Here is a 12,488-nt window from a genome sequence, read left to right on the forward strand (position 1 = left end):
CTATGGTGGGAATCTGTGGCTCCGGTTAATTTGCTCTCATATGAGCCTATTGCGAAGCCGCTGGAGTCACCTGTGAGTCACGCCGGATCCAATGCAGAGCATGACAAGCGAATGTTGCGACAAGAAATCCTCGCGGTGAGAAACGGGTTGACGCCCGATGACGTGCGGGAAACGACCGCGACTCTCGCCGCCCGCGCCCTGGAACTGCCCGAGTTGGCGCACGCGCGCACGGTGGCGGCGTACGTCTCGGTGGGGGGCGAGCCCGGAACCCTCGCGCTCCTGGACGCGCTCCACGCGCGCGGGGTGCGCGTGCTGCTCCCCGTCCTGCTGGCGGACAACGACCTGGACTGGGGGGCGTACGCCGGAGCGGGCTCCCTGGTACGTGTCCAACACGGCGGAAAGATGGCCCTCTTGGAGCCCGCGGGCGAGCGGCTGGGGCCCGAGGCCGTCCAGGAGGCGGACGCCGTCCTGCTGCCCGGTCTCGCCGTCGACGGGCGCGGGATGCGCCTGGGGCGCGGCGGAGGGTCGTACGACCGCGTACTGGCCCGTCTGGAGCGCGCGGGGGCCGATCCCGCGCTGGTGGTGCTGCTGTACGGCTCGGAGGTCGTCGAGCGAGTGCCCGAGGAACCGCACGACCGGCCCGTGCACGCGGTGGTGACCCCGACCGGCCTACGTCGCTTCCGCTGACCGACGTCCCTCGGTCACATGGGAAAGGGCCCTCCACGCGCGCGTGGAGGGCCCTTTCCTTGCGTCATCGCGTCACGACGGTTTCAGGACCAGCGTGTCGCTCGTACTGCTCTCGACGGCCTTCTCCGAGAAGGACCAGTCCAGCAGTTGTCCCTCGGCCCAGATGTCCGTCTGGTCGGTGTAGTGGGCGCTGTAGGCGTGTCCTGAGGCGCCGGTGAGGTTGATCCACTTGGACTTGTCGAGGTCTCCGAGGTTGACCACCATCCGCATGGACGGCACCCAGACCACGCCGTAGCCACCCGCCGCGTTCCAGCCGGTCGCGTTGACCGTCGCCTCGCCGCCACTGAGCTTCCAGGGGCCGCGGTTGAGCATGTACTGCACGACGTCGGGGCCATCGATGCCCAGGGTCTGGTTCTTCAGGAACAGGCGGTGCAGCCGGCCCCAGTTCCAGGTGTCGATGTCCTTGCCGAGCTTGGCGGTCAGCTCCCATTGGGCGTCCGTCATGGCCCGGGCGAACAGCTCGTCACGGGTGTCGGTGGCCTCGTCGGTGCGCGTCGCAGGCGACTGCCACCAGTCGTTGTCCTCGTCGTCGATGATGTTGCGGACCACCTCGAACCAGCGGTCGCCGCCGTCCGGCTGGGCCTGGTCCGCGTCGCGCTCGCCGCACTCGAGCACCGTCTGGTCCTCGTCCGCGGGACCTGTGGAGTCGACCGGAGCCACGTTGAGGCACTGGCCCTCGACCCGCAGCTCCTTGGGCAGCTTGTTGCCGAAGGCGAGCTTGAGGATGTTGCGCCAGACCGAGTTGAAGTAGGCGGCAGCCGCGGAATCGGCGTCCTGGGTGTAGTCCCAGCCCTCCAGGAGCTTCTGCGCCTCGCGGACGTGAGGGTCGTCGATGTCGATCTTGAGCAGCTTGGGCACCAGCAGCTTGGCGATCTCGCTGCTGTTGTCGAGCTGCATCTGACGCATGTCCTCGGTCGAGATCTTGCCGCCGCCCTTGATCTTCGACTCGATCAGGTCGGTGATCCGCTGACTGCGCGTGCCGTAGCCCCAGTCCGTGGTGAGCGTGTAGGGGTACTTGTCCTTCTCGACGACGGCCTGGTTGGCGGTCACGATGTAGCCGCGCTTCGGGTTGTAGTCGTAGGGCAGCTCGGCCTGCTTGATGTAGCCGGTCCAGTCGTACTTGGAGTCCCAGCCCGGCGCCGGGAGCGAGCCGTCGCCCTCGCCGCGCGTGGGGATCTTGCCGGGCAGCTGGTAGCCGATGTTGCCCTGGGTGTCGGCGTAGATCAGGTTCTGCGAGGGCACGTCGAAGGACGCGGACGCGTTGCGGAACTCGGTCCAGTCGGAGGCCTTGTCCAACTCGAAGACGGCGTCCATGGTGTTGCCCGCTTCCAGCGCGGTCCAGCGCAGCGAGATGCCGTAGCCGTCGCCGCGGTCGGGCGCCGCGGAGTCGACGGTGGCCTTCTCACCGACCTTGACGAGTTCGTCGTCACGGTCGGACAGCAGGGGCCCGTTGTCGGTCTCCCGGACGACGATCGTCTTGGACGCGCCGCCCGCGACCTTGATGGTCTCCTTGCGGGTCGTGAAGGGCTTCACCTTGCCGTCGACCTGGTAGCCGTCGCCGGTGAGCTTCTCCAGGTAGAGGTCGGTGACGTCGACGCCGGAGTTGGTCATGCCCCAGGCGATGTCCTGGTTGTGGCCGATGACCACACCGGGCATGCCCGCGAAGGTGTAGCCCGAGACGTCGTACTGGCATGTGGCGGAGACGGTTCTGCAGTGCAGGCCCATCTGGTACCAGACCGAGGGCAGCGAGGGCGACAGGTGCGGGTCGTTGGCCAGCAGCGGCTTGCCGGTGATGGTGTGGTCGCCGCCGACGACCCAGGAGTTGGAGCCGATGCCGTCGCCGTTCACTCCGACGGCGGTGGGCAGGTCTCCGAGAATGTCGTAGAGCCCCGACAACTGGCTCTCCAGGTCGGAGGGCGCCGCGGTGTTGCCCGCGAGCCCCGTGCCCGCCGTGGAGCCCGTCGAGGTGGTGCTGTCGCCCTGGACGTACGACCCGGTGGCGCTGTCGTACTCGCCGTCCTGGACGATCGTCTCGTTCCGGCTGTAGGGGTACTCCGGGTACAGGTCCTTGATCTGCTGCGGGCCCAGGCGGCTGGTCATCAGGGAGCGGTCGATCTCGTCGTCCATGTTGCCGCGCAGGTCCCAGGCCATCGCCTTGAGCCAGGCCACCGAGTCGACCGGGGTCCACTCCTGGGGCTTGTAGTCGTTGCGGAAGCCAAGGGCCGCGTACTCCAGGGAGATGTCCTTGCCGTCCTTGCCCTTCAGGTAGGCATTGACTCCCTTGGCGTATGCCTGGAGGTACTTCTTCGTGGAGTCCGACAGCTTGGTGTCGTACTCCTCCTGCGCGACGCGGTCCCAGCCCATGGTGCGCAGGAACTCGTCGTCCTTGACCTGCCCCGAGCCGAACATCTCGGACAGCCGGCCCGAGGTCATGTGGCGGCGTACGTCCATCTCGTAGAACCGGTCCTGCGCCTGGACGAAGCCCTGCGCCATGAAGAGGTCCTCGTCCGACGAGGCGTAGATCTGCGGGATTCCGTAGCTGTCCCGCTTGACGTCCACGGGTCCTGACAGACCGTCGAGCGTGATCTCGCCCGTGGTTTGCGGGAAGGAAGCGCGCACTGTGCTGACGGTCCAGAACCCGCCGAAGGCGATGCCGCCGATGACGGCCAAAACCAGGACGATCAAGAACAGTCGGGCTTTGCGCCCCTTCTTCCTGCCGGACTTGCCGGGCTTTTGGCCGGAAGAGGCGGTGGTGTTGGGGGGCATCGCTGTCCTTGCTGTCCTAACGCGAGCGGCAGGCGGTCCTGGAGTGCTGGAGCAACCATAGGCGCAGGGCCCACCGCGCCTTGACGCGGAGTCGGGTACCCGAACGGACGGGCGTTCGATCTTGCACCGGCGAGCGTCAAGAAAGCGTCAAGAGTTAGGTAAGGTAACGAAGTACTTGCACTGAAGTGCTCGGCTTCCGGTGTTCTGATCCGAGGGTTCCGATCCGCGTGTGCCGATCTGAGCGTTCCGATCCGCGTGTCCGGATTGACGAGGAAGGAACGGCCGCTGACTGTCCACCACCTCAACCAACTCCTGCTCGTGTGCTCGCTCGTTCTGCTCGTCGCGGTGGCAGCGGTTCGGATCTCTTCGCGCAGCGGGCTCCCGACCCTGCTCGTGTACCTGGGCATCGGCATCGCGATGGGCCAGGACGGAATCGGCAACGTCCACTTCAACAACGCCGAGATGACCCAGGTCATCGGGTACGCGGCCCTGGTGGTGATCCTGGCCGAGGGCGGCCTCGGCACGAAGTGGAAGGAAATCAAGCCGGCTCTTCCCGCCGCCACGTCGCTGGCGCTGGTCGGAGTCGCGGTGAGCGTCGCGGTCACGGCCACGGCGGCCCACTATCTGGTCGGCTTCGACTGGCGTCAGGCGCTCATCATCGGGGCGGTGGTGTCCTCGACGGACGCGGCGGCGGTCTTCTCGGTGCTGCGGAAAATCCCCCTCCCCACGCGCGTGACGGGCGTCCTGGAAGCCGAATCCGGCTTCAACGACGCCCCGGTGGTCATCCTCGTCGTCGCGTTCTGCACGGCGGGCCCGGTGGAGCACTGGTACCTGCTGCTGGGCGAGATAGCTCTGGAACTCGCCATCGGCGCGGCCATCGGCATCGCGGTGGGCTTCCTGGGCTCGTACGGGCTGCGGCATGTGGCACTGCCCGCCTCCGGCCTCTACCCGATCGCCGTGATGGCCATCGCGGTCGTGGCGTACGCCGCCGGGGCGCTCGCCCACGGCAGCGGCTTCCTCGCCGTGTACCTCGCGGCGATGGTGCTGGGCAACGCGAAACTGCCGCACTGGCCCGCCACGCGCGGTTTCGCCGAAGGGCTCGGCTGGATCGCCCAGATCGGCATGTTCGTACTGCTCGGCCTGCTGGTCACGCCGCACGAGATGGGCGACGACGTCTGGCCCGCGCTCGTCATAGGCCTGGTGCTGACCATGGTCGCCCGCCCACTCAGCATCGTCCTGAGCCTGCTGCCGTTCCGTCTGCCGTGGCAGGAACAGACACTGATGTCCTGGGCCGGGCTGCGCGGCGCCGTACCCATCATCCTGGCGACCATCCCGATGGTGAGCGGCATCGAGGAAAGCCGTCGCATCTTCAACATCGTCTTCGTACTGGTCGTCGTCTACACCCTCATCCAAGGGCCCACGCTGCCCTGGCTGGCCCGCAAGCTGCGTCTCGGCGAGTCCGAGGGGCCCGCCGACCTGGGCATCGAATCGGCGCCCCTGGAGCGGCTGCGCGGCCATCTGCTGTCCGTCGCGATCCCGGGCGGATCACGTATGCACGGCGTCGAGGTGGGCGAGCTGCGGCTGCCCGCGGGCGCCGCCGTCACGCTCGTCGTGCGCGACGCGAAGTCCTTCGTGCCGCTGCCCACGACCGTGCTGCGGCGCGGCGACGAGCTCCTCGTCGTGGCCACCGATCCCGTTCGGGACGCTGCCGAGCAGCGGCTCCGCGCGGTGGGCCAGGGCGGCAAGCTGGCAGGCTGGCTGGGACCGGCGGGCGCCCGAACCGAGCGCTGACCGGTCGGTGACGCAGGGACGGGATATCAAGGTGAACAGTGCCGTGGTGCTGGGTTTCACAGGCACCCGTGCCTCCATCCCTGTAGGATGAAGGCAGACTTTGATCGAACCAACTCTGCCTGACGCAGAGCTGGCGCGACCGTATGGCGGCCGCGGTGCCCTCGCAGTGGGCAGCCGGTATCTACCGCAGTTCCGCGCAAGAGGACAGCTCTCGGCGCCCCCCGCACGGGCGCGCTACCAGGTGGCAGAAAGGCACGGGCCGTGGCATCCACGGTCACCTCCCGCCCCGGGTACGGGCAGCTGCTGCGTACGCGCGGCGTCTGGACGTTCCTGCTCCCCGGCTTCGCCGCACGCCAGCCGTTCGCAATGCTGACCATCTCCATCGTGCTGCTCGTGCAGCACACCACCGGCTCGTACGGATCCGCCGGCGCCGTCGCCGCCGTGACCGGTGTCTCCATGGCCCTGTTCGCGCCCTTCACGGGCCGTCTCGCCGACCGGCTCGGGCAGCGGGCGGTGCTGCTCCCCGGCGTCCTGGTGCACACCCTGTCGGGCCTCTCCTTGACAGCGCTCGCGCTGATGGACGCCCCCTTGTGGGCCGTTTTCGCCGCCGCCGTGCCGACCGGCGCCTCGGTACCGCAGATCGGCCCGATGGTGCGCGCCCGCTGGGGTGTGAAGCTCCAGGGCTCGCCCCTGATGACCACCGCGGCGGCCTTCGAGTCCGTCACCGACGAGCTGACCTTCGTGTTCGGGCCGCTGCTGGCGACCGCGCTGTGCACCACCGTGGACCCGGCCGCGGGCCTGCTGACCGAGGCCGCGCTGACCCTGATCGGTGGTCTCCTGTTCGCCGCGCAGAAGAGCACACAGCCCACAGTCGCGCTCGACGGGCACGCGCGCGTGGAGCACGTTTCGGCGCTGCGCGTCCCCGGTGTGCGCGTTCTGATCGTGGCCTTCCTGGGCATCGGATCCGTCTTCGGCGGCATGCAGGTGTCCCTCGCCGCGTTCAGTGAGTCCATCGGCGAACCCGGTCTGAACGGTGTCCTGTACGGCGTCTTCGCCGCGGGCAACATGCTTTCCGGCGTCGTCTGCGGCGCCGTCGCCTGGAAGGTGGCCCCGCAGCGGCGACTCGTCCTCGGGTACGCGGCTCTCGCCCTCACCGCCTCCGGACTGTGGGCCGCCCACTCCCTGGTCGTGCTCGCCGGGATCGGCCTCCTGGTCGGCATGTGCATCGCTCCGGCCCTGATCACCGGCTACACACTGGTCGAGGGCCTGGTGCCCGCAGGCACCCGCACCGAGGCCTTCACCTGGCTGACCGGAGCCGTCGCACTCGGCCAGGCGGTGGCCGTCACGGTCTCCGGACAGCTGGAGGACCGCTTCTGGGACGGCGCCGGTTTCCTGGTACCGATGGCCGGTACGGCACTGGCTCTGATAACCCTTGTGGCTCTGCGATCACGGCTGGCGACGCGGCCCACAAGCCGCACCGTCGCACGTGGCGTGGGTCACCGAGTGCCGGTGACGGTGGACTGATCTCTCGGAATAGGCCACTATGGACCGTCGTTAGCACTCATTGAGTGAGAGTGCCAGGAGGAAGAACCAGTGCCGACCTACCAGTACCAGTGCACCGAGTGTGGCGAGGGCCTCGAGGCGGTGCAGAAGTTCACCGACGATGCCCTGACCGAGTGCCCCAACTGCGGTGGCCGCCTGAAGAAGGTGTTCTCGGCCGTCGGCATTGTCTTCAAGGGCTCCGGCTTCTACCGCAATGACAGCCGCGGTTCGTCGACGAGCACCTCGCCGGCGCCGGCGTCGGCTTCCAAGCCGTCGTCGACACCCTCGACCTCTTCGTCGTCCTCGTCGGACTCGAAGTCGTCGGGTTCTTCGGACTCGAAGTCGTCGGGCAGCGGCTCGTCCAGCAGTAGCAGCTCCGCCGCGTAGGACCTTGTTCTTACGGGACCCTGTCGTCGTACGACGACAGGGTCTTCGGCGTTTCCTGAGCCGAGTTAGGGTGCCGTCCATGGCGAACACGGAGAACGCGCAGAGCCCTGCCGGAGAGCGGGCGACGGACAGGGCCGAGATCGGGGTCATCGGCGGCTCGGGGTTCTACTCCTTCCTCGACGACGTGACCGAGATACAGGTGGACACCCCCTACGGGCCGCCCAGCGACTCCCTGTTCCTCGGCGAGATCGCCGGGCGGCGGGTCGCCTTCCTCCCCCGGCACGGCCGCGGCCACCATCTGCCGCCGCACCGCATCAACTACCGGGCGAACCTGTGGGCGTTGCGTTCCGTCGGCGCCCGTCAGATCCTCGGCCCCTGCGCTGTGGGCGGACTGCGACCGGAGTACGGACCGGGGACACTGCTCGTGCCGGACCAGCTGGTGGACCGCACGAAGTCGCGGGCGCAGTCGTACTTCGACGGGCTTCCGCTGCCTGACGGCTCGGTGCCGAACGTGGTGCACGTGTCGCTGGCCGACCCGTACTGCCCCGTCGGGCGCAAGGCCGCCCTCGAAGCGGCGCGCGGGCGGGAGTGGGAGCCGGTGGACGGCGGCACCCTCGTCGTCATCGAGGGGCCTCGGTTCTCGACCCGTGCCGAGTCGCTGTGGCACCAGGCACAGGGCTGGTCCGTGGTCGGTATGACCGGCCACCCGGAGGCGGCGCTCGCGCGCGAACTGGAGCTCTGCTACACGTCGTTGACCCTCGTCACCGACCTCGACGCGGGGGCCGAGACCGGCGAGGGCGTCTCGCACGACGACGTGCTGAAGGTGTTCGCGGCGAATGTGGACCGGCTGCGGGGTGTGCTCTTCGACGCGGTCGCGGGGCTGCCGGCGAACGGGACACGGGACTGCCTGTGCACGACGGCGCTGGGCGGGATGGATCCGGGGTTCGCGCTGCCGTAGCGAGGGGCGCGAGGGCGATGGGGGGCGGCCCGGATGGTTCGGGGCGGTTCGGGACGCGGGCGGAACTTCCCGTTCGGGTGAGGGAGTTGTCCACAACCCGTCGGTAGTCCACGGGCTCCGACGGGCTCGGCCAAGAAGCCTCATCGTGGGATCGCAATCCGATCCCTCGTCACAGGTGGTGGTCACCATGGCACAGCTCGCTCCTCTCGCTCCTCTCGCTCCTCTCGCTCCTGTCGTACGTCCGACCGACACGGACCTTGTACGTCCGCCGGGTGCGGACGCGCCTCCGATCTGCGAGGTTCCTCACTTCGCTCCCGTACGTGTCCGCGGCGGGCGGTATCAGTTGCGGCGCCTCGCCCGGCACAGGCGGCGAGCGGTGGCCGCGGGGCTGGCGGTCACCGCGGCCGCGCTCATCGCGGCGGGCCCTCGTGACGCCGAGCGGGCGCGTGGGCATCCGGCGAGCGCCGCCACTTCCTCATCCTCTTCCACATCCGCGTCGGCCCACGTACGCGAGCGGCGCGCGGTCGAGATGGTGACGGCGCCTGTGCGGATCGCCGACGCGGCCACGGTGCGGTTGCTGCGGCGCGGCGACCGGGTCGATGTGGTCGCGGCGGACACCGGGGGCGAAGCGCGAGTGGTCGCGGCCGGGGTCCGAGTCACCGAGGTCCCGGAGGTCGACGCCACCGAGACCGGGGCGCTGGTAGTCCTGTCCGTCCCGCGGGCCACGGCGGCGCGACTGGCCGGCGCGAGCACGACCTCACGGCTGGCGGTGACGCTGTGTTGAGCGACGGGGCCGGTGGTGACACCGTGGGTGAAGAATCGGTGTCAAGTCCCTCGTTGGAGCTACCGAATTGGACAGGCCGGGCACGCCCTGACGTAGGTTGCGGAGCTGTTTGTTCCACAACTTGTACAGAGGGGCCCCTCGGTGAGCGAGAAGAAGAAACCCAGTGTCCTGGACGGCTTCAAGGCCTTTCTGACGCGGGGAAACGTCGTCGACCTGGCAGTCGCCGTGGTCATCGGCGCGGCCTTCACCAACATCGTCAACTCGGTGGTGAAGGGAGTCATCAACCCGCTGGTGGGCGCGTTCGGCACCAAGAACCTCGACCAGTACAGCTCGTGCCTGAAGTCGCCGTGCCATTTCGACAAGGCGACGGGCACGGCCACAGAGGGCATCCCGATCATGTGGGGCACCGTCCTCAGCGCGACACTCACGTTCTTGATCACCGCGGCCGTCGTCTACTTCCTGATGGTCCTGCCCATGTCCAAGTACCTGGCCCGGCAGGCGGCCCGCCAGAAGGCGAAGGAGGGCACGCAGGAAATGATGGAGGTGACCGAGCTGGAGGTGCTGAAGGAGATCCGCGACGCCTTGGTGGCACAGCGCGGTTCGGGGCACAGCGAGGACTGACGGCGAGGCTTTGGGCCGGGGCCCGGAGAGGGTGGGCCAGGGCCCGGACATGGTGGGTCGAGGCCCAGAGGTGGCCGGGCGGCGCTCAGAGCTGGTGCGCCGGGGCTCAGATGTGGTGGGGCGGCTTCTCGTCGAGGAAGCGTTTGAGGTCGGCCGCGCTGTCGCCGTCGCTGCCGGGCCGTTCGCCCCACCCACGGTCCGTGTCGTCCGAGGACTGCTGGCTCAGCGGGTCGTCGAAGACCAGCGCGGCAGGCTTGGGAGCGCGGGGTTCGGGTTCGGGGGCGGTGCTCATGCCTTCAGGATACGCCGAGGGGTCGGCAGCCCACTCGGGCCGGGCCGGGGGCCTCAGTGCCTCGGCGGGCGTGAAACCACCAGCGGACGACAGCGCCAGCGGGTCTGACCGGCCATCGCTGGGGGATTCCGACCCCCAGGCCGCTTGTGAACACATTCACAAGAATTTCCGGGACTTTTCTGCTGTGCTTGGCCGTATGACGTCGTCCCACTCCGCTTCCGAATCCGCTCTGACGCCAAGGCCTGCCGGTCGCGGGCCATTGCGCAGAATGACCGCCCGCGGCCGCGACGAGGCGCACCGGGTCGCGTCGCCGCTGGAGCTGTTCTTCGACCTGTGTTTCGTCGTGGCCATCGCCCAGGCGGGCGTCCAACTGGTGCACGCCGTGGCCGAGGGGCACGCGGGTGAGGGCATCCTCAACTACGCGATGATCTTCTTCGCGATCTGGTGGGCCTGGATGAACTTCACCTGGTTCGCCTCGGCGTACGACAACGACGACGCGCTCTACCGGGTCGTCACGCTGGTACAGATCGCCGGCGTCCTCGTACTCGCCGCCGGAGTGTCGCAGGCGTCCGACGACCACGACTTCCTGGTCGTCTGGCTCGGCTACGCGATCATGCGGTTCGCGATGATCGCGCAGTGGCTGCGGGTGGCGCGGTCGACGGAGGGCGCCGAGAGAACGACGGCACTGCGGTACGCGGGCGGTGTGCTGTTGTGCCAGGTCGGCTGGCTCGGACTGCTGGTCCTGCCGGAGCACGGCCGGCCCTGGGTGTTCCTGGTGATGGCCGTCGCCGAGCTGTCCGTCCCGGTGTTCGCGGAGAAGGACTTCCAGACGTCCTGGCATCCGCACCACATCTCCGAGCGGTACGGCCTGTTCACGATCATCGTCCTGGGCGAGACGATCGCCGCGGCCACGGTCGCCGTGAAGTCGGGTGTGGACGAGAACGACGCGCTGGGTGAGCTGCTGCCGATCGCCGCGGGCGGGCTGCTGATCGTCTTCTCCGCGTGGTGGATCTACTTCGTGGTGCCCATCCACGGGCATCTGCGGTCCAACAGACAGTCGTTCCTGTGGGGGTACGGCCACTACCTGATCTACGCGTCGGCGGCCGCGATAGGCGCGGGCCTTGAGGTGGCGGTGGAACAGGCTGTCGGCAAGGCTCACATCTCCACACTCGCCGCGTCCGCCGCGGTGACCCTGCCGACGGCGCTGTATCTCCTCACCGTCTGGGTGCTGCATTCGCGCTACTTCAAGGTGGGCATCGCCCAGCAGACCGTCCTGCCGACCACCGCCTTGTTGATCATCCTGTGCACGTTTCTGGGCGACTGGGCGGTGCTCGCGGCGGGCGTCGTATCGGCGCTGGCCGTGGCGGTCGGGGTGACGTTGACGGCGCGGATGGTCACGCGGGAGGCGGCAGGCGACTCGACGCGGGAAACACTGTCGCCATGACAGTTGACGCTCTGACGGATGTCGCGGGTCTGCGGGTGGGGCATGCGACGTGTTCCGGCGACGGTTGGCTCACCGGAACCACGGTTGTACTCACCCCTCCGGGCGGCGCCATCGCGGCCGTGGACGTACGCGGCGGCGGGCCGGGCACCAAGGAGACCGACGCGCTCGACCCACGCAACCTGGTGCAGAAGGTCGAGGCGGTCGTCCTGACCGGCGGCAGCGCGTACGGGCTGGATTCGGCGTCCGGTGTGATGGCCTGGCTGGAGGAGCGCGGGCGCGGGGTACCGGTGAGTCGCGATCCGGCGCAGGTCGTGCCGGTCGTTCCCGCCGCCTCGGTCTTCGACCTGGGACGCGGCGGCGACTTCCGGGCCAGGCCGGACGCGTCAACGGGCCGTGCGGCGGTCGAGGCGGCCGACGCGAGCGAGCCCGGCGCTCCGGTGTGTGAGGGTTGCGTGGGCGCCGGTACCGGGGCGGTCGTCGGGACGATCAAGGGTGGGATCGGCACCGCGAGCGTCGTGCTCGACTCGGGGATCACCGTGGCCGCGCTGGTGGTGGCCAACGCGGCGGGGTCGGTGATGCAACCGGATACGGGAGCGCTGTACGGGGAGTTGGTGCAGGGGCGTACGCCGTATCCGTCCGTCGAGGCGCACGAGGCGGCGCGGCGGCGGCTGACCGAGGCCACCGAGAAGAACGGCCCTCCCCCGCTGCACACCACGCTCGCGGTCGTCGCCACCGACGCCGACATCACGCGCGCCCAGGCACAGAAGCTCGCGGGCACGGCGCACGACGGCATCGCGCGCGCTGTGCGCCCGGTGCACCTGCTGAACGACGGGGACACGGTGTTCGCGCTGGCCACGGGCGCCCGGCCCCTCGCCGACGAGCATCCCCTGGCGCTCAACGACATTCTCGCGGCGGGCGCGGACCTGGTGACGCGGGCGATCGTACGGGCGGTGCGGGCGGCGGAGTCGGTGGACGGGGCGGGAGGGGTGTGGCCGGCGTACGAGGAGTTGTACGGGGGGACGCGGTAAGCGGGCGTCGGGAGTAGTGCCCCGGGGGGCCGGGACTTGCGTGGCGGGGGCGGGCGCGGACGTGGGCAGGCTCGGGACGGAGGTTCCCGGGCCGGGGTTGAGGGCGGGGTTCCCGGAGCCGGGTTGAG

11 protein-coding genes are annotated in these 12,488 nt (G+C 69.1%); 9 read left to right on the plus strand and 2 right to left on the minus strand.

Going from position 1 to position 12,488, the window contains the following annotated elements:
• The first annotated feature begins 111 nt into the window (after positions 1-111).
• Positions 112-687: a 5-formyltetrahydrofolate cyclo-ligase gene (locus AB0N66_RS11930; RefSeq protein WP_365431917.1), complete on the plus strand. Its 576-nt coding sequence runs from the start codon at positions 112-114 to the stop codon at positions 685-687.
• Positions 688-759: 72 nt separating this feature from the next.
• Here AB0N66_RS11930 and AB0N66_RS11935 read toward each other — a convergent pair whose 3' ends face one another.
• Positions 760-3,513: a penicillin acylase family protein gene (locus tag AB0N66_RS11935; RefSeq protein WP_365431920.1), complete on the minus strand. Its 2,754-nt coding sequence runs from the start codon at positions 3,511-3,513 to the stop codon at positions 760-762.
• Between the two features lie 249 nt (positions 3,514-3,762).
• On the opposite strand from AB0N66_RS11935, the gene AB0N66_RS11940 reads away from it, so the two are divergent.
• The 6 genes from AB0N66_RS11940 (at position 3,763) to AB0N66_RS11965 (ending at position 9,596) form a co-directional block, all read left to right on the plus strand.
• On the plus strand, positions 3,763-5,304 hold the full coding sequence (locus tag AB0N66_RS11940; RefSeq protein WP_365432710.1) for a potassium/proton antiporter: 1,542 nt from the start codon (positions 3,763-3,765) through the stop codon (positions 5,302-5,304).
• Between the two features lie 261 nt (positions 5,305-5,565).
• Positions 5,566-6,828: an MFS transporter gene (locus tag AB0N66_RS11945; protein WP_365431923.1), complete on the plus strand. Its 1,263-nt coding sequence runs from the start codon at positions 5,566-5,568 to the stop codon at positions 6,826-6,828.
• Positions 6,829-6,897: 69 nt separating this feature from the next.
• Positions 6,898-7,233 (plus strand): FmdB family zinc ribbon protein, encoded by a 336-nt coding sequence (locus AB0N66_RS11950; RefSeq protein WP_365431926.1) that lies wholly within the window; start codon positions 6,898-6,900, stop codon positions 7,231-7,233.
• A gap of 79 nt (positions 7,234-7,312) precedes the next feature.
• Positions 7,313-8,191, plus strand: coding sequence for an S-methyl-5'-thioadenosine phosphorylase (locus AB0N66_RS11955; protein WP_365431929.1), 879 nt, complete (start codon positions 7,313-7,315; stop codon positions 8,189-8,191).
• Positions 8,192-8,336: 145 nt separating this feature from the next.
• Complete coding sequence (locus AB0N66_RS11960) at positions 8,337-8,975, plus strand: hypothetical protein (RefSeq protein WP_365431932.1); 639 nt, start codon at positions 8,337-8,339, stop codon at positions 8,973-8,975.
• Between the two features lie 141 nt (positions 8,976-9,116).
• Positions 9,117-9,596 (plus strand): MscL family protein, encoded by a 480-nt coding sequence (locus tag AB0N66_RS11965; RefSeq protein WP_365431935.1) that lies wholly within the window; start codon positions 9,117-9,119, stop codon positions 9,594-9,596.
• 106 nt (positions 9,597-9,702) lie between these two features.
• Here AB0N66_RS11965 and AB0N66_RS11970 read toward each other — a convergent pair whose 3' ends face one another.
• A complete protein-coding gene (locus AB0N66_RS11970; protein WP_365431938.1) occupies positions 9,703-9,888 on the minus strand; it encodes a hypothetical protein in 186 nt (61 codons plus the stop codon).
• A gap of 196 nt (positions 9,889-10,084) precedes the next feature.
• Here AB0N66_RS11970 and AB0N66_RS11975 point away from each other — a divergent pair, with 196 nt between their 5' ends.
• Positions 10,085-11,332 carry a low temperature requirement protein A gene (locus AB0N66_RS11975; protein WP_365431941.1) on the plus strand — a complete coding sequence of 416 codons (1,248 nt, stop codon included), beginning with the start codon at positions 10,085-10,087 and terminating at the stop codon, positions 11,330-11,332.
• The gene (locus tag AB0N66_RS11980; RefSeq protein ID WP_365431944.1) at positions 11,329-12,360 is read left to right on the plus strand and encodes a P1 family peptidase; all 1,032 of its coding nucleotides are present in this window, start codon (positions 11,329-11,331) and stop codon (positions 12,358-12,360) included. Before AB0N66_RS11975 ends, AB0N66_RS11980 begins: the two co-directional genes overlap by 4 nt.
• The last annotated feature ends 128 nt before the right edge of the window (positions 12,361-12,488 follow it).

It is taken from the genome of Streptomyces sp. NPDC093544 (genome assembly GCF_040683495.1).
Lineage (GTDB): Bacteria > Actinomycetota > Actinomycetes > Streptomycetales > Streptomycetaceae > Streptomyces.

What these genes read in the sequence shown, in the direction of transcription:
- AB0N66_RS11980 (WP_365431944.1), top strand. Translation starts at nt 11,329, where the DNA reads ATGACAGTTGACGCTCTGACGGATGTCGCGGGTCTGCGGGTGGGGCAT.
- AB0N66_RS11975 (WP_365431941.1), top strand. Translation starts at nt 10,085, where the DNA reads ATGACGTCGTCCCACTCCGCTTCCGAATCCGCTCTGACGCCAAGGCCT.
- AB0N66_RS11970 (WP_365431938.1), bottom strand. Translation starts at nt 9,888, where the DNA reads ATGAGCACCGCCCCCGAACCCGAACCCCGCGCTCCCAAGCCTGCCGCG.
- AB0N66_RS11930 (WP_365431917.1), top strand. Translation starts at nt 112, where the DNA reads ATGTTGCGACAAGAAATCCTCGCGGTGAGAAACGGGTTGACGCCCGAT.
- AB0N66_RS11935 (WP_365431920.1), bottom strand. Translation starts at nt 3,513, where the DNA reads ATGCCCCCCAACACCACCGCCTCTTCCGGCCAAAAGCCCGGCAAGTCC.
- AB0N66_RS11955 (WP_365431929.1), top strand. Translation starts at nt 7,313, where the DNA reads ATGGCGAACACGGAGAACGCGCAGAGCCCTGCCGGAGAGCGGGCGACG.